The following is a 26,842-nucleotide window of genomic DNA, read 5'->3' on the forward strand; positions in this document are numbered from 1 at the left end:
AAGCTCGGCGGCGAGCCTGGTTTCCATTTCCGCCTTCAGCCGGTTGGCGCGCGTGATTCCTTCCTCTTCGCTTCCGTTCACCTAGACCACGTCATCCGGAGCGAGCGAGCAGGCGTTGCCCTCGCTGATCTCGATCTGCAGGGTCGCGTGGCCAATCTTGTAGAACTCCTGCAGCATGTGAGCGCATTCCATCAGGAATTCGTCCCCCGGGTGTCCGGTCGGGACCACTAGATGGCAGGTCATCGCGGTTTCGGTGGTGCTGATCGGCCAGACATGCAAGTCGTGGATTTCCGACACACCCGGCCTGTCGAGCAGGAACGCCCGGACCGCGTCGAGATCGATCTCCGCGGGTGCTGCGCTCAACGACATGCCGACGGAACTCCGCAGCAGGCCCCATGTGCTCCACAGAATAACGGCGCAGATGACAAGGCTCATGGCGGGATCCAGCCACAACCATCCCGTCCACAAGATGAGGGCCGCCGAGATCACGACGCCGGCCGACACCGCGGCGTCGCCCGCCATGTGCAGGAATGCGCCCTGAATGTTGATGTCGCCTTTTCTTCCTCTTGCAAACAACAGTGCCGTGGCACCGTTCACGAAGATACCGATCGTCGCCACCACCATGACGGTGACGCCGGCTATTGGTTCCGGATCCCGGAAACGCTGGACCGATTCCCACCCGATCGCGCCGGTGGCCACCAGCAAAAAAACTGCGTTTGCTAATGCCGCGAGGATCGATGAGCCGCGAAGCCCGTACGTGAACCGTCCGCTTGGGGCGCGCTGGGAGGCGATCGACGCCGCCCAGGCCACCAGAAGTCCGAAAACGTCGCTCAGATTGTGCCCGGCGTCGGCCATCAGCGCGGTCGAGTTCCCTAGATAGCCGTAGACTGCCTCGGCGGCGACGAGCGCGGTGTTCAAGGTGATGCCGATGGCGAAGGCCTTGCCGAAACTGGCCGGCGCATGGACGTGTCCTGCGCCGCCATGATCGTGGTGGTGATCATCGCCGGCGGCATGCCCGTGATCGCCGCCATGGACATGGCCTCCACCGTCGCCATGGCCGGCATGCCGATGATCATTATCGGCGCCCCCGCTCTTGTTGTTTGCGTTAGACATGCAGCACGGCCTCCTCGGCTCTAATGGCTTCGTCCTCGATCTGGACGGTGACGTGTTCGATGCCAAACTCGTCCTTCATCACGCGGCGTGCTTCCCGCAGTGCCTCGCGTCCGCGCGAAATGTCGGCGACGACCAGATGGCCGCTCATGGCGTCGAATCCGGATGTAACGGTCCATACGTGAAGATCGTGGACGGCTGTCACGCCGGGGATCTCCATGAGCTTGCGTTCTAGTATCCCAAGGTCAACGTTGGCCGGCGTACCCTCCATAAGGATGTGCGTGACCTGCTTCAGCAGCGTCCATGTCCTCGGCACGATGAACAGCCCGATGCCGGCGCCGATGATCGGGTCGGCAAGTGCCCAGCCTTTCCACATCATGAGCAGGGCAGCGACGATGACCCCGATCGAGCCGAGCATGTCGCTCAGCACCTCGAAATAGGCACCCTTGACGTTGAGGCTTTCTGACGACCCTCCCGCGAGCAGCCGCATGCTGATCAGGTTGACGACAAGGCCGATCGCCGCGACGACGAGCATCGGTCCGCTCCGGATCTCGGGTGGGGCCTGGAAGCGCTGGTATGCTTCGTAAAGGATGTAGACCGTGAGCAGCAGCAGCACGACCGCGTTGGTGAGCGCGGACAGCACTTCCATGCGAAGGTAGCCGTAGGTCCGCTGCGGGGTCGCCTCGCGCTGCGCGAAACGGATCGCGAGCAGAGCAAGCGCCAGCCCGCCGACGTCTGTCATCATGTGCGCGGCGTCCGCCAGCAGCGCGAGACTGCCCGTGACCAGACCGCCGACGACCTCGGCCACCATGTACGTCGCAGTCAGGGCGAGCGCCCACCTCAGCCGTCCAGCGTGTTGCGCGGCCGCGGTTCCTGCGGCACCTCCACCGTGCATGACGTCAACTCCCGGGGTTTGAGACTTCTTGAAATTCCGCGCGACCGCGGCGCAGGTGCACGACTATCGATGACGTCAATACTCTAAGATCAACTTTCCATTCGGGCTTCAACGGAATCGGCTTCCGTTCCAGATCAATCGTCTGCAGCAGCTATGATCGAATGCGCCGCAATGCACTTCGATGGAAGGGACGCCGGAAACGATCGACATGTCGATTTCGGAAACGTTTCCCCGCCAGACCTCCCGCTGCGACCCTGCCCTGGAAACGAAAACGCGGTGGAGACAGCCACTTGACGTACAGACTTCCGCTCTGTTCCCGCAGCCGATCTGGTCGAAGTGCACCGCCGTGAATTCTTCACCCGTGGCTCCCTGCAGATACCGCAGGAAGCCGTTGCGCACGGTGATGTATTCATCCCCGCACGCGCGCTTCGCCAGATCTAGTGCGGAGCGTATGGCGGGAGAGAACCGGTCGTACTGGCCGGAAGACAAAGGGACCAACCGGCCTTGTGCCTGCCCCGAAGCACGCGCCATCGCGCCGGAGGTCATGAGGCAGATCATAAAAGCTATCACGATACGCGACATGAGGTTCTCCCTGCCAGCGCTGCCGACCGCACCCTCAAGGTTCTCGATTCGGTTTGAAGGAGATGCCGATACGCTGTTCCTTGATCCAGACGATCCGACATTCGCGGCGAGCATCATCGGACGAGATCACCAGCGTGAATTCCCTTGGGACGCCGAGCGGGCTCACGACGTCCAGCATGGCGCCGGATTTCGTCAGGTTGCGCACGGTGCAAGAGATCGCCGATCCCCCGAACGAGATCATTCCGGCCTTCAAAACGCGCGTCCGCCTCAGTTTGCGCTTGTCTTCCATGAGGGCCTCCCATCGTGACACGCTAGTCGACCTTCTTTTCGGCTTTCTCCGCGAGTTCGACGATGTCGCCTTTCGTGAACAGGATGCCCTGAAGCTCAGTCCGCCAGTCTTTGTTGCGGCGGAGCAGGAATTCGAGGTTCATTCCAAAGTGCTTGAACTCCTCCTTCTGCGCGTTGGCCATGATGGCCTTGGCCTCCTTGTCCTTTTCCAGCGACATCCGCTGTTCGTACCACCCTATGGCCTCGGCTTCCTCGATCAGCGACGTGATCATTCGCGCAAAAGTACGCGTCTCCTGTGAAAGCTCATCCGCCGGTTCGTGATATTGATCGAAGCCCATTTTCGTCTCCTGCTGGTTATGTCGTGAATGCGAATAGTGAAAAGAAGCGACGCGCCTAGAGTAGGTGCTCGTCAGAGCTCATTTGGCCTCCCTTCCGGTTTGATTTTCTTCGGCCGCCAACGGCGGGCGTCGAGCCGGCCGATCACCGGCAGGAATTCAAATTCGAGGATCAGGATAACCATTCCGGTGACGAGCGCGGCGATGAGAAGCTCACCGACGCCCGCGAGCATGCCGACCGCGGCCGTCGACCAGATCGCCGCCGCGGTAGTCAATCCTCTGACGGCGCCTCCGTCCCTCAGGATCATGCCGCCTCCGAGAAAGCCGACGCCGGTCACGACGCCCGCCATCACTTTTTCGGCGGTCGCCGGAAAATTCTCGACGCCCACGGCCGTGAAGGCGGCCGCTCCCAGGCTGACCAGCATGAAGGTTCGGTCGCCGGCCTCGGAACCACGAAACTCGCGTTCCCACCCGATCGGGAAAGCGAGAGCCACCGCGACGCCGATACGGACCAGCAGCGCGGCATCGAACTTCGTAATCCCCCCGGCATCGCCCGTAGTGGCGGACGCGATGGCCGCGTCGGTTGCCAGCCCCACGACAAGCGAGAGTACGGCGACGAAGGCTATCGTTTTACGCGCCGTCAGGATGTTGGGTATTCGCTTCAATTCCCGTCCTTCCCTGTGCTTGCAAGCTTGTTAGGTAAACGGAGCAGCCGCAGGGCGTTCAGCGTCACCAGCACGGTTGCGCCGGTGTCGGCCAGGATGGCCGGCCACAGCCCGGTGATCCCGGCGACGGTGGTAACGAGGAATACCGCCTTCAGCCCGAGCGCGACCGTGATGTTCTGGCGAATGTTGGTCATCGTTCGCTTCGACAGATCGACCATGGCCGCGACATCGGAGACCCGCCCGTGCAGCACGGCGGCGTCCGCGGTCTCCAGCGCGACGTCGGTGCCACCGCCCATGGCGATTCCGACGTCGGCGGCGGCGAGCGCGGGTGCATCGTTGATGCCGTCGCCGACCTTGGCGACGGACCAGCCGGCTTTCTGAAACTGGCCGACGATACGCTGCTTGTCCTGCGGCAGAAGTTCCGCTTCCACGTCGATTCCCAATTGCTGGCCGATGGCGGTGGCGGTACGGCGATTGTCGCCGGTCAGCATCACCGTCCGGATGCCGGCATCCGTGAGGAGCTTCAGCCCCTTCTTGGCATCCGGACGTGGCTCGTCCCGCATGGCGACGGCTCCGGCAACCCTGCCGTCCATAACGAGCAGGGAAACCGTCTTGCCTTCGTCGTTGAGGGCCGCAATCCGGGCAGTCTGGTCCACCGTGACGGGAGCGAGTTCGGAAACCGCATTCGGTGAACCGAGAAATGTCATTACGCCTTCGACCGTCGCCTGGACGCCTTTGCCGCCGATTGCTTTAGAGTCGGAAGTCGGTGGCACCAAGATCTTCTGCTCCGCCGCCCTCGACAGGATCGCAGTGGCAAGCGGGTGACTGGATCCGGACTCGAGAGCGGCAGCGAAACGCAGGACGTCACCCTCGCTGCGCTCGAAGCCGATTATATCCGTCACCTGGGGCTTGCCCGCGGTAAGCGTGCCCGTCTTGTCGAAACAGGCGACGGTAATCTTGCCGATCTGCTCTAGAACGGCCCCCCCCTTCAGCAGAAGACCCCGGCGGGCACCGGCAGATAGACTGGCGGCGATCGCTGCGGGCGTCGAGATCACAAGGGCGCAGGGACATCCGATCAGAAGAATCGCCAAGCCCTTGTAGATCCAGGCGTTCCAAGCTCCACCGAACAGCAACGGCGGAACGATGGCCACCAGCGCCGCGACGGCGACCACGCCGGGCGTGTAGTACCGGGAGAAGCGGTCGATAAAGCGTTCGGTCGGAGCCTTCGACTCCTGCGCCTCTTCGACGAGCTTCACGACACGAGCGATCGTATTGTCTGCCGCAGCGGCCGTCACCCGCACCCGGAGCAGTCCGTCTCCGTTGACGGTGCCGGCGAACAGGTTCTCATCGCGGCCTTTCCGAACGGGCGTGCTTTCGCCGGTGACCGGCGCTTCGTCGATCGAACTCTCTCCGGACACGATGACGCCGTCGGCCGGGATCCTGTCGCCGGGACGCACCTGAATCGTGGCCCCGACTGAAAGCGCATCGGCTTGCACCTCGCGAACCTGGCCATCTTCCTCCAGTCGGGCGGTCTTCGGTACCAGCTTGGTCAGGTCTTGGATGCTGGCGCGCGCGCGGCTGGCGGCGACACCCTCCAGAAGCTCGCCGATCAGGAACAGGAAGACCACCGTCGCCGCCTCCTCCGTCGCGCCGATGGAGACCGCACCGACGGCCGCGATCGACATCAGCATCTCGATCGAGAACGGCGTTCCCGCAATGGCAGCGGATACTGCGCGCCTCGCGATCGGGATCAGGCCGACCATCATCGCCAGTAAAAATGCCCACTGCTCAATGGCCGGAATGGCTTTTCCTAACGCGAAAGCGACCGCGAGAGCGGCTCCGGACGCGATAGTCAACCGGCCCTTGCGGCTTTGCCACCAGCTTTGGTCCGCCGGCCCGCGATCGTGGATGTGGGAATGACCAGCGTCTCTCTCGGCCGCGGACACTTCCTGACCAGCGTGTTTGGCTCCGAACTCTTCCGACCCGGTGACGGCATATCCCAGACCCGCGATCTGGCTACTCATCGCTTTGATATCCGCTTGATCGTGCCCGACAGTAACCGTGCCACCGGTGACGGATACGTTCACCTCCGTGACGCCGCGCATTCGCTGGAGAGCATTTTCGATCTTCGCGGCGCAAGAGGCGCAATCCATCCCTTCCACCTGGAAGCGTACCTTCGCGGCCTGTGAGGTGTCGCTCATCATCAATTCCTTGCCCCCAGAGGGGGACTCTCGCGGGATTCTTTCAGTTTCACGTCTTGCCCTCCTGGCGGAGCCGCTTGTACAGGGCTGCTACGGCATCCGAAAAATCCAGTGTGACGTTCCGCGCGCAGTGATCTTCCACAAACTGCAGTTGCCTGATGAGGTCGAACGTCGCCGGAGCGAGGTCCAGACCCTCATCGACGCCAACCGGCCTGCTCGATATGATTCCGCTCATGAACCCCTGCGCCCAGGCCAGATAGTCTCGTCGGACTGCCGGATTGGCTTTGACATCAGCTACGAACCGCTGGCATGTCGTGGCGCCCAGACCGACGATATTCGCCTTCGGTTCTTCAGCCCGGAGGGCGCGCCATGCGTCGGCCGTGACGATGGCAGCCAAGGACATGGACGCGACCAAGAGAAAACGGCCGGCGCGCCGACCGGTCACGCGCATCCACGCCGAGCCGCAACTCCGGCGTCGCACCTCGACCGACGTTCGTTTCAACCTCTTGGTGTCCTGGTGCACGCCGTCTGTCACTTCTTAAACTTAACCTGACCGGATTTTCCTTCTGCGGTCTTGATGGTCAGCGTGATCGTCGTTCCCGACGCTATGGCGGTTTTCGCGTCGCCCTTCAGCGAATTCTCTCCTTGAGGAGCGAGCGTAACTGTTTCACGCGCTGATCCTCCAGCGACGAGCACGGCGGCATTGTAGCCCTTGGTTGCGATCGGCGTGTGGTTCTTTGCGTCGAACACGTTGATGGTGATTGAATTGCCGGAAGTCAGCAGTTCCGCGTCGACGCCGGCCACATCGAGCATCAGGCCCCCGTTCGGGCCCTTTTCGTATTCCTCGGCAGAAGCCGGAGCAGCGAACAGAATGGTGGCGATTAACAACAGTGCGTATTTCATGTTGTGGCTCCTTCGGTCGCGGGTGACTTGGATTCTCCGTTCTCCAGATCCTCTCTTCTGAACAGGACGTAGAGAGCCGGTAGTACCAACAAGGTAAGAATGGTGGACGAAATGATTCCGCCGATCACGACGGTCGCCAAAGGCCGCTGCACTTCCGCGCCGGCGCCGGTTGCGATAGCCATCGGGACGAACCCCAGCGAAGCGACGAGAGCCGTCATCAGCACGGGACGCAGACGGGTGAGCGCACCTTCGCTGACCGCTTCGACCAGAGGACGTCCTTCCTTTCGAAGTCTTTCGATGAAGGTAATGATGACGAGGCCGTTGAGAACCGCCACGCCCGACAGCGCGATGAAGCCGATGCCGGCACTGATCGATAGCGGGATGCCCCGCAGCAGGAGCGCCACAATGCCTCCAGTCAGGGCCAAGGGAACGCCGCTGAAGACCAGCAGCGCATCCGGCATGGAGCCTAGGCTCATGAACAACAGCAGGAAGATCAGCAGCAGGGCGATCGGTACCACGATCGTCAGCCGCTGCGTCGCGGACACTAGTTGCTCGAACTGTCCGCCCCACCCGATCCAATAACCGGACGGAAGCTTGACCTTGGCTTCGATCTGCTGCTGCGCGTCGGCTACGAACGACCCCAGATCGCGACCGCGCACGTTCGCGGTAACGACGACTCTCCGTTTGCCCTGCTCCCTGCTGATCTGGTTGGGGCCCGGCGCCAAATCAATCTGGGCCAACTCCGAGAGCGGCACGTAACGAATCTGGGCGAGCGGTGAATTGCCCCAAAGCGCCGGGACGGCCTTCGCCTGGTTCTCCAACGGCGGCAGCGGGACCGGCAACGCCTTGAGCGCGGAGATATCGGAACGCAAATGTTCCGGAAGGCGGACGACGATGTTGAACCGGCGGTCGCCCTCGAAGACCATTCCGGAATTCTTCCCGCCGACCGCGATCTCGACTAGGTTCTGGACGTCGCCGACGCTAATTCCGTAACGGGACAGCGCTTGACGATTCAGCTTGACCGTCAGCACCGGCAATCCCGACGCCTGTTCAGTCTTGACGTCGGCCGCGCCCTGGACGTTCTGCAGGATTGCCTGAACCTGTGCTGCGGATTGGACTAGCGTATCCAGGTCGTCACCGAATACCTTGACCCCGACGTCGCTGCGAACACCCGATATCAGTTCGTTGAACCGCTGTTGGATCGGCTGCGAGATTTCATAGACGTTGCCGGGGATTTCTTCAGCCGCCTCCTGGATTTCCGAAACCACGCTCGCCTTCGGCTTCTCCGGATCCGGCCATTCCTTTCGCGGTTTCAGCATGACGTATCCGTCCGACGTGGACGGCGGCATCAGATCGGTGGCGATCTCCGCCGTACCGGTCCGCGCGAAAACCTCCTTGACCTCCGGAATTTTCATCAGCCGCTTTTCGACCATGGCCTCCATTTCCAGCGACTGGGTCAAGCTCGTTCCCGGAATTCGCACCGCTTGCAGCGCGACGTCGCCTTCGTCGAGACTGGGGATGAATTCGCCGCCCATCCGGGAGGCCGCGATGCCGCAAACGACTACCAGAAGGCCCGCGATAATCGCCACGCCCCATCTGTTCCGGATCGAGGCTGCGAGCAGCGGCGTGTAGACGTAACGGGCACCCCGCATGAACCAATTTTCATGCTCCGACACTCTGCCCGTCACCAATAACGCCACGGCTGCCGGCACGAAGGTTAGCGAAAGGATGCTGGCTCCGGTGAGCGCCATCAGCACCGTCAATGCCATCGGCGTGAACATCTTCCCTTCGACGCCTGTCAGCGTGAGAATAGGCAGATACACGACGCCGATGATCAGAGTCCCGAACAGGCTCGGACCGATCACTTCCTGAGATGCCGCCAGTATCGTTTCGAATCGCTCCTGTCGGTTGAGTACTCGGGCGAGCCGGTGCTGCTCCGCCGCCAGCAGGCGCAAGCAGTTTTCCACGATGATGACGGCGCCGTCGATGATAATGCCGAAATCAATGGCGCCGAGGCTCATCAGGTTGGCGCTGACCTTGTTCTCCACCATGCCCGTGATGGTAAACAGCATGGCCAGCGGGATGACGAAAGCGGTCGCGATCGCGGCCCTGAAATTGCCGAGGATCAGGAAGAGGATGACGATGACGAGCAGCGCTCCTTCGACGAGGTTCTTTTCGACCGTCGCGACCGTTGCCTCGACGAGATGCGTCCGATCATAGACGGCCCTTGCAATCACGCCGTCAGGCAACGATCGTCCGATCTCCTTGAGTTTGGCGGCAACGCGTTGGGCCACCGTCCGGCTGTTTTCGCCGATCAGGAGCATGGCGGTGCCTAGAACGACTTCCTTCCCATTAACGGTTGCTGCGCCCGTCCGCAGGTCCTTGCCTTCCTTGACGTCGGCGACATCCGCAATCCGCACAGGTACGCCGTTACGCGTACCGATCACGATTTCCTTGATTTCCTCGACATTGGCGACTTGCCCGGGCGTGCGGACAAGGTACTGCTCGCCGTTCCGTTCGATGTAGCCCGCGCCGACATTTGCGTTGTTGGCGGCCAGCGCCGTCATCACCTCGCGGAAACTAAGCTTGTAGGCCATCAGTTGCGCGGGATCCGGCAGCACGTGGAACTGCCGTTCGAACCCGCCGATCGTGTTGACTTCGATGACGCCGGGTACGTTCCGAAGCTGCGGCTTGATTATCCAGTCTTGGATCGTTCGCAGGTCGCTGGGCGTGTATTCGCCGCCGCCGGCCTTGCGTGCTTCCGGTGTTGCTTCCACGGTAAATAGGTAGATTTCCCCTAGCCCCGTGGAGATCGGACCCATGGCGGTTTCGATGCTGGCGGGTAGCTGGTCCTTGACCTGCTGGATTCGCTCGTTGACCAACTGCCGGGCGAAATAGATGTCGGTCCCGTCCTTGAAGATGACCGTGACCTGGCTCAAGCCGTAGCGGGACTGCGACCGGGTGCTGTCAAGATGGGGGAGTCCGCCCATCGCGGTCTCGACGGGGAACGTGATCCGCTGCTCGACTTCCAGCGGCGAATATCCAGTTGCGCGGCTGTTGATCTGGATCTGGACGTTGGTGATGTCCGGCACCGCGTCGATCGGGAGGCGCGTGAAATTCCACGCGCCGAAGGCCGCCATCAGAAGGACGCCGATCATGACGAGCCAACGCTGGCGGATGGCGAACGAAAGGATCGCGTTAATCATTCGGTTGCTCCGGATCGTTTGCCGGTTTCTCGGATGCGTGCAAACGACTGAACAGGCGTCGTGTAGACGACACCGTCGCCCTTGCGTCCCGTCCATGCGGCTGATGCGATGCGCCCACAGATGTCATCGGCGAGTTCGGACCGGCAGACCAATCTCAACTCCAGGTATTGATGGTAGGTAAGGTCGGTTTCCGTCGATACGTAACCGCCGCCCTGCCCGCGCCCTCTTCCCTGTCCCCGCACTTCGTCGAAGGTGAAGCCGGGGAAGTCAGGAAGGTCGTGCAGCGCGCGGACGACGTGTCCTTCCATGTGGGGCCTGATCAGAGCTGTGATCAAGGTCTTGCTGCCATCAGTGCTCATCGCTGCCCGCTCCCTTTGCCATTTCGGCCTTCACGATGAAGCTGTTCTGCGCAGCGTAGACGTCGCCTTCGAGCACGCCGAAGATAATTTCAACGAGATGAGGGTCGCGCTCGCCCAGCTCGACGTCGCGGGCGTCGAATTTTTCGCCGTTCCGGACGAACACGACCGTCCGGTTTTCGACGGTTTGCAGTGCCGAGGACTTCACTGCGACGCCGACATTCTTCGCGGACAGGGTCAGCCGACCCGTGATGAACAACCCGGGACGAAGCCGCTGTTCTGCGTTCGTCACAATGGCTCTGGCAATCGCGCTCTGGGTATCGCTGCTGCCGACCGGCGACAGGTACGAAACCTTGGCCTCGATTGCCGATCCTCCATCCGCCGGATCGATGAAGACCTGGTCGCCGATGCTGACGCGCTTCAAATCACGCCGATACACCGAGAAGTCCACCCACACGGTCGACAAGTCGGCGATCACGAAGGCGGGCTTCTGCTCGGAGGCGTACTCCCCCAGAGTTGTCTGACGGTCGATGACGGTTCCAGCGAGCGCGGCCTTCAATTCATACTGCGTCAGGCTCTGGTTGCTTTCGATCAGCGCCAGGACATCGCCCTTCTGAACGACGTCCCCGATCCGCTTGCGCACGTCCCGGACGATGCCCGGAAAGCGCGGCGTCACCTGGACCAGCGATTCCTGATTAGGCTGGACGATGCCGTTGAGCAGAAGGCTGTCGCGCAGCACGCCGGCCGAGGCTTTTGCAAGCTCGATTCCCGCTGCCTGGACCTTGGCGTCGCTCAATGCGACGCTGTCGGCATGTTCTTCCTTCTCGGTCTTTTCGGTCGCCGTCGTCTTCGACGTTGCCGGCAGCAGCATCCGGTAGCCGCCGTAGGCAAGCGCTGCAGCGACCAGAATGAACACGGAATATCGAATCAGTCCCTTCATCATCGTGAGCTCTCGCGGGTTAGCGTAAACGGGTTACCGGCAAGACCTTCGATGGTCGCGATGGCAATATGAAAATTCTGCAGCGCTTCCTGCTCGCGCAGCAGCGCCTGCACTAGCGACCCCCGGACGTCGAGAAGTTCAAGCAGGGAAAAACGGCCCTGCGAGTAGCCGCTGAAGATCGTTTCCGACGCGCTGCGGGCGTTGGGAATCACCGATGAACGCAGCAGCTTCATTTCGGCCAAGGCCCCGGTCAGAGTGTCGTAGGCTCGGCCTACGATGCTGATCAGCACAAGCTTGTTGATGGCGCGCTCTGCATCGGTTTTTGCCAGCGTCTGCTGGGCCGCGATGATGTTGCCCGTGTTCTGGTCAAATACCGGGATTGGAATCGAGACGCCGAGCCGGACTGCGTTGTCGTTGGTGTCCTGAAAATGCCGCCAGCCCGCTGAAATGCGCGGGTCGGGAATCGCCTTCAGGCGCGCGATCAGGAGTTCGGCATTGCGTTGGGCTGTGACCGCGGTCCACCGAAGCAACTGCGGATTGGCTTCAATAGCCTGGATGATGGAATGGAACGAAGGCGGCTGGCCGATAGTCGCGAGCCGTCCGACCGCTTTGCCGAATCGCGGGCTGCTGTCGCCCATGAGTATAGCCAAATCGCGGCGGGCCAGGGCCAACTGCGTCTTGGTGCGCTCGCGTTCGACGCGGAATAGATCGGCGGCAACCTGGGCCCGCAACGTCTCCGCCGGAGAAGATGCGCCTTCCTGGACGCGCTTCTGAAGAAGCGGAATCAGCGGATCGAAGCTTGCGATCTGCTCGTCGAATATCTCGATACGGCGTTGCGCGCTGATGATCGTGATGAACGCGATCGCGGTCTCGGACAGCACTTCCAGCCGAGTTGCCCGGCGCTGCCAGACGGCCGTACCGATGCCCGCCTCGCCCGCCGCGACCCGCGCTTCGCGCTTGCCACCCAATTCGATGATCTGGCTGAGTTGCAGATTGGTTTCGGCGGACCGCAACCCCTTGTAGGGCCCCGACCCCAACGCATTGTCCAGTTCGAAGGAAACGTCCGGATTAGGAAGCGCACCCGCCTGAATCCGGAGCCCACCTGCGATGCCGATATCCCGCTCGGCCGCCGTCAAGCGCGGGTTCGCGGCCAATGCCCGCTGCAGCGCCTGCGGCAACGTTATGGCGTGCGAAGAGCGCTCGGCAGCATGGACGGGAAATGTAAGTGCAACCAATGCGCACGTCAGGCGCAAGGCATCTCGGACCAAAACCATACAAAAGACCTGAAAAGCACGAAGACGACGCGGTCAGACCGCGCGGCGGCGATGTTCAGGCCAGATGCTTGGGTGGCGGCGTATCAAGCCGAGGGTGGTCTTCAAACTGGAGTTTCTGCGGGGCGAAGTTCAGTGTCACGGCGCGCGCGGAGGGCCCGGCATCCGTGACGAGCGCCGGCATCATGACCGGAGCGCAAACGTAGCAATGCCCTGCAACGACCGGCGATTTTTTGGAGCCCCCCTCATCCGAGCCGTCGTCGGGTACATTGCCAAAATCAGATGAGATAGCGGCGGCGACAGCTTCGTCCGTGCAGGAAATGGTGTGGGCTAGACCAACGAAAAGGTAAGCAAAGGCAAGGAACATCAGCAGCGTCCGGCGAAAACCCGGTGCTTGCAGTCTTGGCAGTTTCTGACCGGCCTGACGTCCCATGTAGTCGGGTTACCAAATTTCGTTTGCGAACACTATTACAATGTTTGCAACCCGTCTGGGAACCTTGTGCTCAGGGCCGTTCAGCATGGTAATCCGAATAGCCGAAATTGATGCCGGACATTATGTGCGTCATCTCCGTGACGGGGTGGCAAGCAGTCCGGCCGTATTCCCTCAATATCACCACGGCTGATTTGTGCAGCAACAGGCGCCTGTCACCTGCGCCGAAGGATTCTGGCCAACCCGATTATCGTCCCTGCTGCGCCGACGGGCCCGATGATCGTGACCCAGGGATGCTCCGGAAACGCCCGGTGCAGAAGAATACCGGCCACCGTCGCGGCTAAGGCAGTGGCCACCAGAACGCTGATGAAAAAGATGGCTCGTTGGGCCGGGGACATCGATGACAACCTCACGCGCTGCCGGCGAATTCCCGGAATCTAATGGTTATTAACGATAAAATCGAAGCTCCCCGAGCAAAAACTGCAAACCGGTTACCGTGGAACTCGATTGCGGCCGGCGCGTAATAATCAGCCACGCCTTGTTTCTAAATGATTTTCTCGATTTAGGGCATCATTTTGATGAGTCCGTCCCGAAAAACTAAGCCGGCCGCACCCAGCCCGGTGGTGGGCACAAGCAAGCCGCGCCTTCTGGACGCTCTTGGTCCCGGCCTGATCACGGGCGCATCGGACGACGATCCCAGCGGCATCGCGACCTATAGCCAGGCCGGCGCCCAGTTCGGCTACACTTTGAGCTGGACCATGCTGCTGACGTACCCCCTGATGGCCGCGGTGCAAATGATCAGCGGCCGGATCGGCCGGACGACGGGTCGCGGCATCGCGGGCAATCTGCGCCAGCATTATCCGAACTGGCTGCTGCAGACCTTTGTGACGCTGCTGGCGGCGGCCAACATCATCAACATCGGCGCCGACCTCGGGGCCATGGCCGACTCGACGAGCCTGGTGCTGGGCGGCTCGAAAACCATTTACGTTGCCGTGTTCGGTGCGGTCTGCATCGGCTTGCAGGTTCTGATTCAGTACACCCGCTACGTTTCCTATCTGAAGTGGCTCACGCTCGCCCTCCTCGCGTACGTGGCAACCCTTTTCATGGTCGACGTGCACTGGGGCGAGGCGCTGAAACAGTTCGTCATGCCTTCGTTCACCTGGAAGACCGAATACATCCAGACGATCGTCGCGGTATTCGGAACCACGATCAGTCCCTACCTGCTGTTCTGGCAAGCCTCGCAGGAGGCGGAGGACATTCACGCCGTCCCCGAGCGGCAGATTCTGAAGCGGGCGCCCGAACAGGGTCCTGACGCCATCAAGCGCATCGAACTGGATACGCTGATCGGCATGGGGGTTTCGAACTTCATCGCACTCGCCATCATTCTCACCGCCGCCGCGACACTAAACGTTTCGGGAGTGACGAACATCGAAACCTCCGCGCAGGCGGCCGAGGCGCTCCGCCCGATCGCGGGCAACTACGCCGCGACCATCTTCGCCCTCGGCGTAATAGGAACCGGCCTGCTGGCGATACCAGTCCTTGCGGGCTCCGCGGCCTACGCGATCGGGGAAGCCCGCAAGTGGCCGATCGGCCTGGCAAGGCAGCCCAAGGAAGCGAAGGCCTTCTATGCGGCGATCGTGATGGCGACGCTCGTCGGCGGGCTTATGAACTTCACCCCCATCAACCCTATCAAGGCGCTGTACTGGTGTGCTGTGATTAACGGCCTCGTCGCGGTTCCGGTAATGGCGCTGATGATGGTGATGGCGGCCAACGCGAAGATCATGGGTCAGTTTACGATCGGCGGTTGGTTGACGGGGCTAGGCTGGATCGCGACCGCGACGATGGCCGCAGCAGCGTTCGCGATGGGCGTCACTTCCCTCATGTGATCGAGTCGATGCGGCCGGCGGCGAGATGCGATCCAACCGATAGCGCCGCGAGCGCGATGGCTTCGTCCCATTCCGATAGACGCATACCGAACGGGCGTTGCCGACCAACGGCCAGGGCAGCTTGTACAAGCGCACCCAGGCCGCTGAAGCCGGCCAAATAGCGAATGGCCAACGCGAGCGTGCCTCCCGTGCTGAGAGTGAGCGCTACAGCCAACGCCACCGCCAGAGCCATCTCCCATCCGACTTTTGTGAGCCATTCGCGTAGCGGGCTCGCCGATACCTTCTCTTCCTCGAAATTTGACATGCGCCATCCTGGTTGAGGATTTAACCTGCGAGCTCGTCCAGCAGCAGAATCAGCAGGAAGCCGACGAAGAACAAGCTGGTGACCCATGGCTTTTCCGGAGCCGAATGGGCTTCGACCAGAAGTTCTTCGGTCACGAGATAGAGCAGCGCGACCAGGCCGAAGGAAAAGAAGGCCGCGATCCAGAAATTCGGAAGATGGCTGACCGGGATGCCGATGGCGGCCCCGACTGGCAACAAAATCGCGAGCCCGGCAACGATAGCCAGAACTTTTGCCGGTTGCCGGATCGATTCAGATAGCTCCCCCGTCAGCGAGAGCCCGAGGAATAGGACCTCGATCGTGAGCGCGACCGTGAGCAAGAGACCCTGCTTGGCCCCAGCGGCGAATCCTATGCCGACCACCAGTCCGTCGATGAAAATGTCTACGGCGACCATGACGACGAGGCCCAAGGTCCCTTTGGAATTCTCGCCGAAGCGCTTAATGAGCAGCATGAGCAGGACGCCTGCCGCACCACCCAGTATCACAGCCCAGGCGGACTGGCGGTGTTTGATGTCGGGGAGCAACTCTCCGGCGGCGGCCGCGAACACCACGCCCGCGGCGAAATGCTGGATCGCGCCGGCGAACGCAGGCGATGGCCGTCGCCAGACCGCTACGGCGGCACCCAGCACGACCGCCAAGGCCGGGATCAGGGTGTAGGTCCAGACTTGCATCAACGCGTCCTTGGTCGTCCCGGCGCCGGCATGAAGGCCGACAATCGCAGCGCGAAAGCAACTTTATGTGCCGTCGGGAGTTCCTTATCTCCAAACTGAAAGGAGTCTCCACATGACCGATACTTCACAGATTAAAGAGCACATGGACGTCATCTCGTCGGACAAGAAGACCGTCGGCAAGGTCGACCATCTCGACGGTGCGGACAAGATCAAGCTCACCAAGCAGAGTTCGCCCGACGGCGAGCATCATCATTTCATTCCGGTCGCCTGGATCGACCACGTCGACCAGCATGTGCATCTGTCGAAATCGGGGGCCGAAGTCACCGCCCATTGGCAGCATGAAGGCCGGTAGTTTCTGATGCAGGCCGGCGCCAGCGCCGGCCTGCTGAGCTTTGTGGCGAGACCGTGCGAGAACTGAACACCGGGAACCGCTCCAGCATGACGACAGCAGGGTGACAGCGCGTGCTGGTCGGCTCCGAGCCGACGCGTGCAGTCCTCAGGCCCGCGCTTTCCGCTAACAAAGCGCAGCACCATCCGGTGCCTGGCCTCGATGCATTGGACCGGCCGCACCGTAGCCTACCCTCCCGTAGAAACCGCTTGTCATATCCCCCCCAGGGGGATAGCGTTCCAACATGTCAAATGATCATTTCCACGAAACCCATCCGGGTATCATCAAGCGTCTGAAGCGTGCCGAGGGTCATCTTCGCAAGGTGATCGAGATGTTTGCGGACGGCCGTCCCTGTCTTGACCTGGCGCAACAGCTTCATGCCGTCGAAAAGGCGATCAGCGAGGCGAAGAAGGCCTTGATTCACGATCATGTCGATCATTGCCTCGACACCGCCGCGAACGGCGGGCGGGCAAAATCGACCGAAAGCGTGCTCGCCGAGTTCAAGGCAATCTCGCGATACCTTTGACGGCGACCGCCGTTCTGAACAGAAACCGTCAGTATTCCGCATGGACATCCGGCCGATCACCGTCATCTCAGCGTTTGCCCTTGGTGCTGCACTCGCATTCGGCCTACCGGCCCTGCAGCGGGTAGCCGGATTCGGCATTCCGGCGGCCGTCGCGGAGCGGGACGCCAAGCCAGCCGGCGCCCCGAACAAGTCCACTGTCGTGGCCATCGACGAAGAGCGCATCAAGCTTGCGGAGATCGAGGTGCGAAGCGCCGGACCCGCAACGATTGCCAGGCGCCTCACCGTTCCAGGCACCGTCGTGCCGGATGCCGGTCGCGTGGCCCACGTGGCCGTCAAACTGTCCGGCACTGTCGCCGAGTTGCACAGGAACATCGGCGACGACGTCGTCAAGGACGAGATTCTGGCCGTCCTCGAAAGCCGCGAAGTCGCCGACGCGAAGAGCGAATATCTGGCGGCCCGGCTCTCGAACGACCTGCAGCAGGATCTGACGGCCCGCGACAAATCCCTTTGGGAGGGACGCGCCGTTCCGGAGCAGCAGTACATCCGTTCCCGCAACGCGGCGGCTCAGGCATCGATGCGTCTCAGTATTGCGCGCCAGAAGCTGCTGGCGCTGGGCGTGCGGGAAGATGAGATTGGAGCACTTCCGCAAGCTGCCGACGCGCTGCTGCGCAGCCAGAATGTGCGAGCCCCCATCTCGGGACGAATTGCTGAACGCCGGGTCGAACTGGGAACGGCCGTTGGTCGCGACAATCTGGAGACCGATCTCTTCGTCATCGTCGATCTCGGCCGCGTCTGGATCGACCTATCAGTTTCGTCGTCCGACCTGCCTGCGGTCAAGGAAGGGCAAGCGGTCAACATCTCGACGCGCGGACAGCGGGAGACGGGGACAGCGAGGATCGTCTTCGTGAGCCCGTTGCTCGACAAGGACACCCGCACGGCGCGCGTCGTCGCCGCCATTGACAACGCCGACGGGCACTGGCGGCCGGGGTCGTTCGTTACGGCCGCAATCGCCATCGGGGAGCGCGCCGCTCCCGTGGTGGCGCCCTTCAGTGCCGTACAGAACGTCGAAGGCCGCAAGGCCGTCTTCGTCCGCAACAAGGACGGTTTCGAAAAGCGGGACGTCGTCCTCGGCCAGCGCGATGGGCAATCCGTCGAAATCATCTCGGGCCTCGCGGCTGGCGAGACGATAGCCGTGTCGAACACGTTCTCGCTGAAGGCGGAACTGTCGAAGCCCAGCGAAGAGGACTGAGCGATGATCGAGAGCATCGTCGACTTTTCGGTAAAGCGCAGGTGGCTCGTTTTGCTCGTCACGCTCGGCGCTGCGGCAACTGGTCTGTGGTCGCTCACGAAGCTGCCGATCGACGCCGTTCCGGACGTGACCAACGTCCAAGTGCAGATCAACGCCGTCGCGCCGGCGCTTGCGCCGGTCGAGATCGAGAAGCAGGTCACCGTCGCGTTGGAGACCGCGCTTGCGGGAATACCGGGGCTGGAGTCCACGCGGTCGTTTTCCAGGAACGGTTTTGCGCAGATCACGGCGGTATTCGCCGATCGCACCAATATCTACTTCGCGCGGCAGTTGGTGTCGGAGCGGATCAACGATGTCAAGTCCAGTCTTCCGCCGGGTGTCGAGGTCAGGATGGGCCCGGTTTCCACGGGGCTCGGCGAAATCTACTGGTGGGCCGTCGAATACGAAAAGCCCGGCACTACCGCTCCCGTCCGCGACGGCCTGCCGGGATGGCAGAGCGACGGAAGCTATCTCACGCCTGAAGGCGAGCGTCTCACGGACGATTTCGAGCGTACTGTCTATCTGCGCACGGTCCAGGACTGGGTGATACGCCCGCAGATGAAAGCCGTGCCGGGTGTCGCCGGCGCCGACGCCATCGGCGGCTTCGTCAAGCAGTTCCAGGTGCAGCCGGATCCGGCGAAACTGGTGGGGTACGGCCTGTCGTTTAGTCAGGTGATCGCAGCCATCGAAGCAAACAATGTCAGCCGCGGAGCCAACTACATCGAGCAGAACGGCGAAGGCTACGTCGTGCGCGCTGCCGGACGCGTTGAGAACATGGACGACATCTCGGACATCGTCGTCACTACCCGCGGCGGCATTCCCGTGCGGGTGCGGGACGTCGCAGACGTCGCGATCGGACGCGAACTGCGCACCGGCAGCGCCAGTGTGGATGGACGCGAGGTCGTGTTGGGTACGGCGTTGATGTTGATCGGCGGCAACAGCCGAACGGTTGCGGCCGCCGCCGACGCCCGCATCAAGGAGGTTAGCCGTACCCTCCCGCCTGGCATCTACGCGCACACCGTGCTGAACCGAACGCAACTGGTAGACGCGACCATCCACACGGTGGCGAGCAATCTGGCCGAAGGTGCCCTTCTCGTCATAGCGGTCCTATTCCTGCTGTTGGGCAACCTGCGCGCCGCCCTCATCACGGCCTGCGTGATCCCCGTAACGATGCTGGTCACCGCCACCGGCATGCTGCAGGGGCGGATCAGCGCCAACCTCATGAGCCTGGGCGCGCTGGACTTCGGCCTGATCGTGGACGGCGCCGTCATCATCGCCGAAAACAGCCTGCGCCATCTCGCTGAACGACAGCGCGAACTGGGCCGGGCGCTGTCGCTCGAAGAGCGGTTGTCCACGGTGACGGCTTCGACCTCGGAGATGATTCGTCCCTCGGTATACGGCCAGATCATTATCATCATCGTTTACGTTCCGCTGCTCGCCTTCACGGGGGTCGAGGGCAAGACGTTCGAGCCGATGGCGCTGACGGTGATGATCGCGCTCGCGACCGCATTTGTCGTCTCGCTCACCTTCGTCCCGGCCGCCGTCGCGGTCGCGGTTTCGAAGCCGGTACGCGAGGACGAAAATTATTTCGTTCGCAAGCTGAAGTCCGGATACGAGCCCTTGCTTCGGCGGACGATTGCAAGGCCGCTCCCCGTGATGGCGGTCGCGGTGCTGCTGTTTGTCGGCGCTGTCCTTCTGTTCGGCCGGCTCGGGCAGGAATTCACGCCGACCCTCGACGAGAAGAACATCGTCATGGAGGTCAAGCGCGTGCCAAGCACGGCGCTGGCGCAGTCGCAGCGGATGCAGCTTCTGATCGAACGCCAGATCAGCAAATTTCCCGAAGTCGCCTTCGTCTTTTCCCGTACCGGAACGCCGGATCTAGCCGCCGATCCGATGCCTCCGAGCGCGTCCGACACCTATATTATCGTCAGGCCTCAAAACGAGTGGCCGAATCCCGGCCTGACGAAGGACGACCTGATCCGGCGGATCGAGGCGGAGGCCGCCAAGCTGCCAGGCAACAAGGTCGGCTTCTCGCAGCCGATCCAGATGAGGTTCAATGAACTGATCGCGGGGGTGCGTGAAGCCCTTGCGGTGAAGGTTTTCGGAGATGACTTCGCGGAGATGCAGCGGACCGCAAGCCGGGTCGCCGACGTGCTGCGCCATGTGGACGGCGCCGAAAGCGTCAAGGTCGAGGAGACGGCGGGCCTTCCGTTCCTAGAGATCAAGATAGACAAATCAGAGATAGCCCGGCGCGGTCTTAGCCTCGCGTCGGTGCAGGACCTGATCGAGACGGCCGTTGGCGGACGCCCCGCGGGGCTCGTCTTCCAGGGCGACCGCCGATTCCAGATCGTCGTCCGTCTCAACGATGCGCTTCGCAACGACATCTCCGCGCTTGAGAACCTGCCGGTGCCGCTTCCGCACGCCAATCCGGACGCTCCCTCTTCCTCCGTCCCGCTGCGCACGATTGCCACGTTCGAGCAGACCGAGGGCGCCAACCAGATCAGTCGCGAAAATGGCAAACGGCGTGTCGTCGCGACCGCCGAAGTCCGCGGACGTGACATCGGCTCCCTGGTTGCGGAGGCGCAGGCCAAGGTTGACGAGCAGGTCAAGCTCCCCCCGGGGAGTTTCCTCACCTGGGGCGGACAATTCGAGAACTTCACCGTTGCGCGGCAGCGCCTGATGATCGTCGTGCCGGGCTGTTTTCTGCTGATCTATCTGCTTCTGTTCGGCGCGTTGGGCTCGCCGCGCGACGCGCTCATCGTCTTCAGCGCCGTGCCGCTCGCGTTGACCGGCGGGATAGCGGCGCTGTGGCTGCGCGGGATGCCGTTCTCGATTTCGGCGGCGGTCGGATTCATCGCCCTATCGGGCGTCGCCGTCCTCAACGGTCTGGTGATGCTCACCCAGATCCGGAAGTTGATTCTGGAAGGTGTCGGCACGCACCTGGCCATCAGCCAGGGTGCCCTCACCCGCTTTCGCCCGGTCATCATGACGGCGCTGGTCGCCTCGCTGGGTTTCGTACCCATGGCCATCGCGACGGGCACTGGGGCCGAAGTGCAGAAGCCGTTGGCGACGGTCGTGATCGGCGGTCTGTTGAGCGCGACACTGCTGACGCTGCTAGTCCTGCCGGCGCTCTACTCCTACTTCGCATCCGCCCAGACGCAGAAGAAATCCGACAGCGCATTCATTCCGAGCCGTGCGGCCGAATAGAAACCGAAGGTAAGAAATGTTGAAGAAAATCCAGGACTGGTTCGGAATGTCGCCCCAAGGGCAATCGTTGGGGCTCGGCCACGGGCCGGACGACAGCAAGAGTCATGGCCACACGCACGGGTCGATAGATCCCACCATCGCGACGACGACAAAGGGGATCCGGGCCATCAAGTGGTCGTTTGTCGTGCTGGCGATCACGTCCGCCTTGCAGCTTGTGGTCGTCGTAATCTCGGGCAGCGTCGCGCTGCTTGCCGATACCATCCACAACGTCGGGGATGCCGTCACCGCGATTCCTCTCTGGGTAGCTTTCGCGCTCGCACGCCGCAAGCCGAGCAAGACCTTCACGTACGGCCTCGGACGGGTCGAAGATCTGGCGGGCGTTGCCATCGTGGCGATCATCCTCTTCAGCGCAATCTTTGCCGGCTATGAGGCGATCGACCGCCTGATTCACCCCCAGCGCATCGACTTCATTCCCTGGGTGGTCGCCGCGGGCATCATCGGATTTCTCGGGAACGAAGCCGTAGCGGTCTTCCGGATCAAGGTCGGGCGCGAGATCAACAGCGCAGCGCTTATCGCTGACGGTTATCATGCGCGCACCGACGGTTTCACAAGTCTCGCGGTAGTCTTCGGTGCGGTCGGCGTATGGTTGGGATTTCCGCTGGCGGATCCGATCGTCGGGCTTCTCATCACGATCGCCATATTCGGCATCGTTTGGCAGTCGTCCAAGGCGGTGTTCGTCCGGATGCTCGACGGCGTCGACCCCGCCGTCACAGACGAAATTAGACATGCCGCCGGGCACATCGATGGCGTCCGGCAGGTGCTTGACGTCAAGGCGCGTTGGCTGGGGCATCGCCTGCTCGCTGACGTAGGCGTCCTCGTTCCCGCGGATATGCCTATGATCGAGGCCGACCGTTTGGCGGAAAACGTTCGTAATGAGATGCTCGAGCACATACCCGCTCTGTCCATTGCGAACGTTCGAGTGTCATCGAAAGCCGAAGGGACCCCGATACCGAACGTGCATCAGGCTCCAGAGCCGGTCCGGATTAGCGGTGAACTCGCCGAGGGCGAGCTCTCAATCGCGAACACGCCGACGGGGGAGCGGATGCGGCTGACGCTGAACCGGTCCGCCGAAGGGCTTCACGCGGTTGTGGTGATCGACCGCGCTGGACGGCCAGAAACCCTCGTCCTTGCGCCGACATCAGGAAACCTTTCCATTCTTGAGAGCGGGTCCGCGCCGGCCGAGCCACATGAATTCGATGCGCGGATTATTTTGTCGGCGCAGGACAAGGAGGACATTCAGGAATTTCATATGACAGAGCCGGCGACTCACGGTCATTGAAGATTGTAATGTCGTGCGGCTAAATGCTTCGCAGCGACAAAGCGACAAAGGGTTGGTCGGAAAGCCAACTCGATGTCGATTCGGGATTTCGCGACACCCATGACGTGTTAAAGTTTCTGGTAGATGAACGGACGCGAGTTCGTCGAACACATCCGACTTACCGGCCCATCAGGCTTGAGCCACACCCGGTCAAGGTTCCTGAAGGCCGTGGAAGCTTTCGCCAAAGGAAGCAGAGAAAGTGCCCTTGGACGTCGGAATACGCGGGCGCATTTTCCATGCGGCGGTGGCCGTCGAGTCCGTAAGGCAGGACGGCGCTGGAATCATCGCCGGTGCGACTAGACGACGGAAGCCCCTTCCGCGAGAGCTGTCCCGTTCCTGGCATCTCGGCTAGGAGCAACAGTCCCCCGCCTGGATCGGCGGACACGGCACCGAACCGTAGGAGCAGAACACGCAGCAATCACCGGCCATGGGCTTCAACCTCTCGCCGCAACCCTTGCAGTCGTAGAAGAACTGGCAAGCGTCGGTGGGCATCGTCTCTTTCGACATATGCCTGCACTTCGGGCAGGTGATCGTGGATTCCAACTGCATCAGCGCGCCGCCCGGACCATCTTGAGAAGCGGCCGCTCGAAGGTCGTCCAGTTTGCCGCCGTGACCACGAACAACGATGCGGCGGCCAGCACGACCGCCGTGCTTCTGGCCCCGCGCCGCTGAAAATAAACGACCCATGCCAGCGCGACCAGACAGACGCTGAAGACAAGGATCGACGTCTGGTAGTCGGCAAGGACCTCAAGTGTGGAAAACAGGCCGGCTCCCGCTCCGAGTCCGCCCAGGACGAGGGGCAGCACGCAGCACGAAGTCGCCAGCACCGCGACGGCACCGGTCGCAAGGCCTGCGAGCGCCATCCATCCGGCTATCGGCTTCTGATGTGTCCTGTTCATGGTTGGAGCATAGCCCGGGCGCTCGATCACGCGCCAGTCACGTAGTCGATGGCCAGCATCCGCCCTCCTTCCGATCCAGGTGCGGTGCCGACGTGCCGTTGTCGTGCAGCGCTCTTCGACCCACCGCTTCTGCCCTCAGGCTGGGGGCGGACTTGTCGATGCAGGCTGTTTCGCGTAAAATTATGCATAGTGATGGGGATGGGGTTCCCCCGAAACCGCCGTGTCGGCTGATGACTCCTACTAGGCGCGAGAGCGCAGGTAGGAGCATGTCCAAATGACCCCTCAATTCATCCTTGCTGTAGCGGCCGGCGGCGCGCTCGGATCGGTCGCGCGATATCTGGTCGGCATCGCATCCGGAAAGCTATTCGGAACGGACTTCCCTTGGGGCACGTTCATAATCAACGTGACGGGCTCATTTTTGATTGGTGCGTTCGTTGGCCTGTTCGCAGCCAAATGGGACGTGTCGCAGGCAATGCGGATATTCCTGACAGTCGGCATTTGTGGTGGCTACACGACGTTTTCCACGTTCTCTCTCGACGCCTACTATTTGATTGAACGCGGACAGACGTTGGCATCATCCGCCTACATGGTAGCGTCGGTGGCGCTGTCGGTTGGTGCGCTGATCGCCGCGCTGCATCTCGTTCGGGCGCTTCCATGAACTTTACAGGTCAGACAGGTCGCGCGGCGCCCCTCAGCACTTTTCATTCGTGCCGACAGGCGAGATTGGAACTGAAGTAACGGCCGCCGCGAGATCGAATGTCCGCAGCGCAACCGCGCGGCAGAAGCCGATCGGTCAGGCAAACGGTCCATCCATTGTGGTAAGGTAAAAGCATGTCCCAGCCCCCCGCATCTCATCTCTGGCCCGGCGTTCCGATGGCGTTGGCATCGGCCGTGTTGTTCGGCGCATCGGCCCCGCTCGCTAAAATTCTCTTGGGTTCGATAGCGCCGCAGATGCTCGCGGGCCTGCTTTACCTGGGGGCTGGGACAGGGCTGGCAGTTGTCCATCTTGGGCGTGCCGCTCTTGGCATTCCTGCGGCCGAGGCGGCATTGCGCAGAAGAGACCTACCTTGGCTGGCCGCCGTCGTGATTTTTGGCGGATGCGTGGCCCCGTTGCTGCTGATGTTAGGTCTACAGCAGACCTCCGCTTCATCTGGTTCATTGCTTCTCAACCTCGAAGGTCTGGCCACCATGGGCATCGCATGGTTGATCTTCAAGGAGAACGTGGACGGCCGCCTGTTGCTGGGAGCGTTGGCAATCGTAATTGGCGCGATGGTTCTGTCATGGGATGGAAAAGGCATCAGGTTCGACGCCGGCGGCGGAATGATCGCCGGCGCCTGCCTGGCGTGGGGCCTCGACAACAATCTCACCCGCAAGCTTTCCTCCGCCGACCCGGTTGTCACGACCATGATCAAGGGGTTGGTGGCAGGAACCGTTAACGTCGGTTTGGCTCTTGTCGTTGGCTCCCCGCTTCCGTCTGCTTCTATTATCGGTGCTGCGGCCATGGTTGGCTTTCTGGGCGTCGGCGTAAGTCTAATTTTATTCGTGCTGGCGCTACGGCACCTCGGGACTGCGCGGACTGGGGCTTATTTTTCGTTGGCGCCGTTCATTGGAGCGGTTGTCGCGATCCTGCTTCTCGGTGAGCCACTCACGCTTCAGTTGGTGCTGGCCGGATTATTGATGGGCTGCGGTCTTTGGCGGCACCTGGCCGAGCGGCATGAGCACGATCACAAGCACGAGGTTCTGGAGCATGACCACAGCCACGTTCATGACGAGCATCACCAGCATCAACATGATGAAGCGATAGCGGAGCCGCATTCACATTGGCATCGCCACGAGCCGCTTCGCCACAAGCATCCGCACTATCCGGATCTACATCATCGACATCGACACGGTTGAGACTACGTCCGCCGTAGATAACATCTGCTTCGAGACCGCTCGGCCGATCGGGACGAAAATGTGATCCCTGCGGAAGTACGGCGCACTGCCGCCGTGACTGATCCCCATAGACGTCGATTTTCCGGCTGCCACCCTCAGCCACCCCAGCTTGGCAATCCTTCGTCAGGGAACCATTTCTTGGGTGGATGATTAAATTTGCTTGGGGACCCGCGATCTCCCCACGAGGCGACATGCCCAAGTATCGCGTTTCGCACTTTGCGAGGCGCTTTTGCATGTCCAAAGCACCACCTTTCCCGAGAAACTACCGAAATCGATCAATTGGCGCGGTCATGGCACGCGGCCGAAATAGCTTTGGGCGCGGAACAAGGAGTAGTTCATGAAACATCCGATCGCGCTGCTCGCGCTAAATGCCGCGCTGCTAATTTCACTGCCTGCCGGGGCTGCCGACATCGACTGGAAGAAGGTTGACACGGCACTTGGCAAGACCGCGGCGGTATCCGGGGAGGTTCATCGCTATGGCCTGCCCCGGTCCGATCTGAAGGTGACGCTTGAGGGCGTATCCATCAAGCCGGCTTTTGCGCTTGGCGGTTGGGTTGCCTTCGCGCCGATGCACGGCGAAGCCATGCTGATGGGCGACCTGGTGTTGCTCGAAACCGAAATTACGCCGGTCATGACCAAGCTCCTCAACAGCGGTCTCGACATCACGGCTATCCACAATCATATCTTGCGCGCGTCGCCCGCGACTTTCTACATGCACGTGGGAGGCCACGGCAATCCTGAAAAGATGGCATCTGCCCTCCATGAGGCCTTATCGTCGTCGAGCAAGACACCCTTTGATCCGGCGCCCACATCGCCGCCGCCGGCTCAGCCGATTGATCTCGATATTGCCAAGCTGGACGCAATCATGATGGCCAAAGGTGCTGCCAACGGTGGCGTCTACCAGTTTAACATTCCGCGCCGTGATCCGCCTACCGAAGGCGGCATGACCGTCGCCACGGCCATGGGCGGCGCCAATGCCATCAACTTCCAGCCCACCGGCGGCGGCAAGGCGGCAATCACGGGCGATTTTCTCGTCACGGGCGACGAAGTGAACCCACTGATCCGTGCCCTGCGCGCCGGCGATATCGAGGTGACCGCTATCCACAGCCACATGCTTGATGAGCAGCCGCGGCTGTTCTTCATCC

The 26,842-nt window shown here is 61.8% G+C and carries 27 protein-coding genes and 1 riboswitch; of the genes, 9 read left to right on the forward strand and 18 right to left on the reverse strand.

Annotation, left to right across the window (positions count from 1 at the left end; all coding sequences use genetic code 11):
• Positions 1 to 81 precede the first annotated feature (81 nt).
• The 14 genes from JQ621_RS25545 to JQ621_RS25610 all read right to left on the reverse strand — a co-directional run bounded on the left by JQ621_RS25545 (position 82) and on the right by JQ621_RS25610 (position 13,185).
• Positions 82 to 1,113 carry a cation diffusion facilitator family transporter gene (locus JQ621_RS25545; RefSeq protein ID WP_212238026.1) on the reverse strand — a complete coding sequence of 344 codons (1,032 nt, stop codon included), beginning with the start codon at positions 1,111 to 1,113 and terminating at the stop codon, positions 82 to 84.
• Complete coding sequence (locus JQ621_RS25550; RefSeq protein WP_212238028.1) at positions 1,106 to 2,005, reverse strand: cation diffusion facilitator family transporter; 900 nt, start codon at positions 2,003 to 2,005, stop codon at positions 1,106 to 1,108. The genes JQ621_RS25545 and JQ621_RS25550 overlap by 8 nt, the downstream gene beginning before the upstream one ends.
• A gap of 108 nt (positions 2,006 to 2,113) precedes the next feature.
• On the reverse strand, positions 2,114 to 2,587 hold the full coding sequence (locus tag JQ621_RS25555) for a hypothetical protein (RefSeq protein ID WP_212238030.1): 474 nt from the start codon (positions 2,585 to 2,587) through the stop codon (positions 2,114 to 2,116).
• Between the two features lie 34 nt (positions 2,588 to 2,621).
• Positions 2,622 to 2,876 (reverse strand): PilZ domain-containing protein, encoded by a 255-nt coding sequence (locus JQ621_RS25560; protein WP_212238032.1) that lies wholly within the window; start codon positions 2,874 to 2,876, stop codon positions 2,622 to 2,624.
• A 22-nt stretch (positions 2,877 to 2,898) separates the two neighbouring features.
• Complete coding sequence (locus JQ621_RS25565; RefSeq protein ID WP_024582871.1) at positions 2,899 to 3,213, reverse strand: ferritin family protein; 315 nt, start codon at positions 3,211 to 3,213, stop codon at positions 2,899 to 2,901.
• A gap of 71 nt (positions 3,214 to 3,284) precedes the next feature.
• Positions 3,285 to 3,806 carry an MgtC/SapB family protein gene (locus tag JQ621_RS25570; protein WP_312015448.1) on the reverse strand — a complete coding sequence of 174 codons (522 nt, stop codon included), beginning with the start codon at positions 3,804 to 3,806 and terminating at the stop codon, positions 3,285 to 3,287.
• Between the two features lie 65 nt (positions 3,807 to 3,871).
• On the reverse strand, positions 3,872 to 6,076 hold the full coding sequence (locus JQ621_RS25575; protein ID WP_212238034.1) for a heavy metal translocating P-type ATPase: 2,205 nt from the start codon (positions 6,074 to 6,076) through the stop codon (positions 3,872 to 3,874).
• A 49-nt stretch (positions 6,077 to 6,125) separates the two neighbouring features.
• Complete coding sequence (locus JQ621_RS25580) at positions 6,126 to 6,479, reverse strand: hypothetical protein (RefSeq protein WP_409334249.1); 354 nt, start codon at positions 6,477 to 6,479, stop codon at positions 6,126 to 6,128.
• Positions 6,480 to 6,607: 128 nt separating this feature from the next.
• Positions 6,608 to 6,979 carry a hypothetical protein gene (locus JQ621_RS25585; RefSeq protein ID WP_024582867.1) on the reverse strand — a complete coding sequence of 124 codons (372 nt, stop codon included), beginning with the start codon at positions 6,977 to 6,979 and terminating at the stop codon, positions 6,608 to 6,610.
• Positions 6,976 to 10,185 (reverse strand): efflux RND transporter permease subunit, encoded by a 3,210-nt coding sequence (locus tag JQ621_RS25590; protein WP_212238036.1) that lies wholly within the window; start codon positions 10,183 to 10,185, stop codon positions 6,976 to 6,978. Before JQ621_RS25590 ends, JQ621_RS25585 begins: the two co-directional genes overlap by 4 nt.
• On the reverse strand, positions 10,182 to 10,544 hold the full coding sequence (locus JQ621_RS25595; RefSeq protein ID WP_212238038.1) for a P-II family nitrogen regulator: 363 nt from the start codon (positions 10,542 to 10,544) through the stop codon (positions 10,182 to 10,184). Before JQ621_RS25595 ends, JQ621_RS25590 begins: the two co-directional genes overlap by 4 nt.
• A complete protein-coding gene (ihpB, locus tag JQ621_RS25600) occupies positions 10,534 to 11,481 on the reverse strand; it encodes a divalent metal ion exporter adaptor subunit IhpB (RefSeq protein ID WP_409334250.1) in 948 nt (315 codons plus the stop codon). Before ihpB ends, JQ621_RS25595 begins: the two co-directional genes overlap by 11 nt.
• Positions 11,481 to 12,755, reverse strand: a complete 1,275-nt coding sequence (gene ihpA / locus JQ621_RS25605; protein WP_212238042.1) for a divalent metal ion exporter subunit IhpA — start codon at positions 12,753 to 12,755, stop codon at positions 11,481 to 11,483. Before ihpA ends, ihpB begins: the two co-directional genes overlap by 1 nt.
• Positions 12,756 to 12,810: 55 nt before the next feature.
• Complete coding sequence (locus JQ621_RS25610; RefSeq protein WP_212238044.1) at positions 12,811 to 13,185, reverse strand: hypothetical protein; 375 nt, start codon at positions 13,183 to 13,185, stop codon at positions 12,811 to 12,813.
• A 575-nt stretch (positions 13,186 to 13,760) separates the two neighbouring features.
• Between JQ621_RS25610 and JQ621_RS25615 the strand changes: the two genes are divergently transcribed.
• Positions 13,761 to 15,068 carry an NRAMP family divalent metal transporter gene (locus JQ621_RS25615; protein WP_212238045.1) on the forward strand — a complete coding sequence of 436 codons (1,308 nt, stop codon included), beginning with the start codon at positions 13,761 to 13,763 and terminating at the stop codon, positions 15,066 to 15,068.
• On the opposite strand, the gene JQ621_RS25620 is transcribed toward JQ621_RS25615, so the two are convergent.
• Together JQ621_RS25620 and JQ621_RS25625 are read right to left on the reverse strand one after the other, a co-directional pair.
• Positions 15,061 to 15,372: a hypothetical protein gene (locus tag JQ621_RS25620; RefSeq protein WP_212238047.1), complete on the reverse strand. Its 312-nt coding sequence runs from the start codon at positions 15,370 to 15,372 to the stop codon at positions 15,061 to 15,063. The two genes, JQ621_RS25615 and JQ621_RS25620, sit on opposite strands and share 8 nt — an antisense overlap.
• Positions 15,373 to 15,392: 20 nt before the next feature.
• Complete coding sequence (locus JQ621_RS25625) at positions 15,393 to 16,079, reverse strand: ZIP family metal transporter (RefSeq protein WP_212238049.1); 687 nt, start codon at positions 16,077 to 16,079, stop codon at positions 15,393 to 15,395.
• Between the two features lie 112 nt (positions 16,080 to 16,191).
• Here JQ621_RS25625 and JQ621_RS25630 point away from each other — a divergent pair, with 112 nt between their 5' ends.
• The 5 genes from JQ621_RS25630 (at position 16,192) to JQ621_RS25650 (ending at position 22,824) form a co-directional block, all read left to right on the forward strand.
• Positions 16,192 to 16,431: a DUF2171 domain-containing protein gene (locus JQ621_RS25630; protein WP_212238056.1), complete on the forward strand. Its 240-nt coding sequence runs from the start codon at positions 16,192 to 16,194 to the stop codon at positions 16,429 to 16,431.
• A gap of 280 nt (positions 16,432 to 16,711) precedes the next feature.
• The gene (locus tag JQ621_RS25635; RefSeq protein ID WP_212238064.1) at positions 16,712 to 16,993 is read left to right on the forward strand and encodes a metal-sensing transcriptional repressor; all 282 of its coding nucleotides are present in this window, start codon (positions 16,712 to 16,714) and stop codon (positions 16,991 to 16,993) included.
• A complete protein-coding gene (locus tag JQ621_RS25640; protein WP_249125563.1) occupies positions 16,896 to 18,242 on the forward strand; it encodes an efflux RND transporter periplasmic adaptor subunit in 1,347 nt (448 codons plus the stop codon). The genes JQ621_RS25635 and JQ621_RS25640 overlap by 98 nt, the downstream gene beginning before the upstream one ends.
• A 3-nt stretch (positions 18,243 to 18,245) precedes the next feature.
• Entirely contained in the window at positions 18,246 to 21,485 is a 3,240-nt protein-coding gene (locus JQ621_RS25645; RefSeq protein ID WP_212238075.1) for an efflux RND transporter permease subunit, read from the forward strand.
• 16 nt (positions 21,486 to 21,501) lie between these two features.
• Positions 21,502 to 22,824 carry a cation diffusion facilitator family transporter gene (locus JQ621_RS25650; protein WP_212238078.1) on the forward strand — a complete coding sequence of 441 codons (1,323 nt, stop codon included), beginning with the start codon at positions 21,502 to 21,504 and terminating at the stop codon, positions 22,822 to 22,824.
• Between the two features lie 387 nt (positions 22,825 to 23,211).
• Here the strand turns inward: JQ621_RS25650 and JQ621_RS35590 are convergent, their stop codons facing one another.
• Together JQ621_RS35590 and JQ621_RS25655 are read right to left on the reverse strand one after the other, a co-directional pair.
• The gene (locus JQ621_RS35590; protein WP_249125564.1) at positions 23,212 to 23,412 is read right to left on the reverse strand and encodes a GDCCVxC domain-containing (seleno)protein; all 201 of its coding nucleotides are present in this window, start codon (positions 23,410 to 23,412) and stop codon (positions 23,212 to 23,214) included.
• Positions 23,412 to 23,792: a hypothetical protein gene (locus JQ621_RS25655; RefSeq protein WP_212238081.1), complete on the reverse strand. Its 381-nt coding sequence runs from the start codon at positions 23,790 to 23,792 to the stop codon at positions 23,412 to 23,414. The genes JQ621_RS35590 and JQ621_RS25655 overlap by 1 nt, the downstream gene beginning before the upstream one ends.
• Positions 23,793 to 23,947: 155 nt before the next feature.
• Positions 23,948 to 24,009: riboswitch (Fluoride riboswitch) on the forward strand.
• Between the two features lie 27 nt (positions 24,010 to 24,036).
• Here JQ621_RS25655 and crcB point away from each other — a divergent pair.
• The 3 genes from crcB to JQ621_RS25670 form a co-directional block, all read left to right on the forward strand.
• A complete protein-coding gene (gene crcB, locus JQ621_RS25660; protein WP_212238084.1) occupies positions 24,037 to 24,420 on the forward strand; it encodes a fluoride efflux transporter CrcB in 384 nt (127 codons plus the stop codon).
• Positions 24,421 to 24,635: 215 nt separating this feature from the next.
• The gene (locus tag JQ621_RS25665) at positions 24,636 to 25,658 is read left to right on the forward strand and encodes a DMT family transporter (protein ID WP_409334246.1); all 1,023 of its coding nucleotides are present in this window, start codon (positions 24,636 to 24,638) and stop codon (positions 25,656 to 25,658) included.
• 376 nt (positions 25,659 to 26,034) lie between these two features.
• The coding region (locus tag JQ621_RS25670; RefSeq protein WP_212238091.1) for a DUF1259 domain-containing protein at positions 26,035 to 26,842 on the forward strand (808 nt) is incomplete at its 3' end.

The organism is Bradyrhizobium manausense (assembly GCF_018129685.1).
GTDB classification, from domain to species: domain Bacteria; phylum Pseudomonadota; class Alphaproteobacteria; order Rhizobiales; family Xanthobacteraceae; genus Bradyrhizobium; species Bradyrhizobium manausense_D.

Bases quoted from the DNA above. Each gene is read 5' to 3' on its own strand.
- JQ621_RS25580 (WP_409334249.1), bottom strand. From the start codon at position 6,479: ATGTCCTTGGCTGCCATCGTCACGGCCGACGCATGGCGCGCCCTCCGG.
- JQ621_RS25645 (WP_212238075.1), top strand. From the start codon at position 18,246: ATGATCGAGAGCATCGTCGACTTTTCGGTAAAGCGCAGGTGGCTCGTT.
- JQ621_RS25665 (WP_409334246.1), top strand. From the start codon at position 24,636: ATGGCGTTGGCATCGGCCGTGTTGTTCGGCGCATCGGCCCCGCTCGCT.
- JQ621_RS25565 (WP_024582871.1), bottom strand. From the start codon at position 3,213: ATGGGCTTCGATCAATATCACGAACCGGCGGATGAGCTTTCACAGGAG.
- JQ621_RS25630 (WP_212238056.1), top strand. From the start codon at position 16,192: ATGACCGATACTTCACAGATTAAAGAGCACATGGACGTCATCTCGTCG.
- JQ621_RS25615 (WP_212238045.1), top strand. From the start codon at position 13,761: ATGAGTCCGTCCCGAAAAACTAAGCCGGCCGCACCCAGCCCGGTGGTG.
- JQ621_RS25625 (WP_212238049.1), bottom strand. From the start codon at position 16,079: ATGCAAGTCTGGACCTACACCCTGATCCCGGCCTTGGCGGTCGTGCTG.
- JQ621_RS35590 (WP_249125564.1), bottom strand. From the start codon at position 23,412: ATGCAGTTGGAATCCACGATCACCTGCCCGAAGTGCAGGCATATGTCG.
- JQ621_RS25650 (WP_212238078.1), top strand. From the start codon at position 21,502: ATGTTGAAGAAAATCCAGGACTGGTTCGGAATGTCGCCCCAAGGGCAA.
- crcB (WP_212238084.1), top strand. From the start codon at position 24,037: ATGACCCCTCAATTCATCCTTGCTGTAGCGGCCGGCGGCGCGCTCGGA.
- JQ621_RS25610 (WP_212238044.1), bottom strand. From the start codon at position 13,185: ATGGGACGTCAGGCCGGTCAGAAACTGCCAAGACTGCAAGCACCGGGT.
- JQ621_RS25575 (WP_212238034.1), bottom strand. From the start codon at position 6,076: ATGAGCGACACCTCACAGGCCGCGAAGGTACGCTTCCAGGTGGAAGGG.
- JQ621_RS25560 (WP_212238032.1), bottom strand. From the start codon at position 2,876: ATGGAAGACAAGCGCAAACTGAGGCGGACGCGCGTTTTGAAGGCCGGA.
- JQ621_RS25640 (WP_249125563.1), top strand. From the start codon at position 16,896: ATGTCGATCATTGCCTCGACACCGCCGCGAACGGCGGGCGGGCAAAAT.
- JQ621_RS25635 (WP_212238064.1), top strand. From the start codon at position 16,712: ATGTCAAATGATCATTTCCACGAAACCCATCCGGGTATCATCAAGCGT.
- JQ621_RS25595 (WP_212238038.1), bottom strand. From the start codon at position 10,544: ATGAGCACTGATGGCAGCAAGACCTTGATCACAGCTCTGATCAGGCCC.
- JQ621_RS25550 (WP_212238028.1), bottom strand. From the start codon at position 2,005: ATGCACGGTGGAGGTGCCGCAGGAACCGCGGCCGCGCAACACGCTGGA.
- JQ621_RS25620 (WP_212238047.1), bottom strand. From the start codon at position 15,372: ATGTCAAATTTCGAGGAAGAGAAGGTATCGGCGAGCCCGCTACGCGAA.
- JQ621_RS25590 (WP_212238036.1), bottom strand. From the start codon at position 10,185: ATGATTAACGCGATCCTTTCGTTCGCCATCCGCCAGCGTTGGCTCGTC.
- JQ621_RS25545 (WP_212238026.1), bottom strand. From the start codon at position 1,113: ATGTCTAACGCAAACAACAAGAGCGGGGGCGCCGATAATGATCATCGG.
- JQ621_RS25585 (WP_024582867.1), bottom strand. From the start codon at position 6,979: ATGAAATACGCACTGTTGTTAATCGCCACCATTCTGTTCGCTGCTCCG.
- ihpA (WP_212238042.1), bottom strand. From the start codon at position 12,755: ATGGTTTTGGTCCGAGATGCCTTGCGCCTGACGTGCGCATTGGTTGCA.
- ihpB (WP_409334250.1), bottom strand. From the start codon at position 11,481: ATGAAGGGACTGATTCGATATTCCGTGTTCATTCTGGTCGCTGCAGCG.
- JQ621_RS25555 (WP_212238030.1), bottom strand. From the start codon at position 2,587: ATGTCGCGTATCGTGATAGCTTTTATGATCTGCCTCATGACCTCCGGC.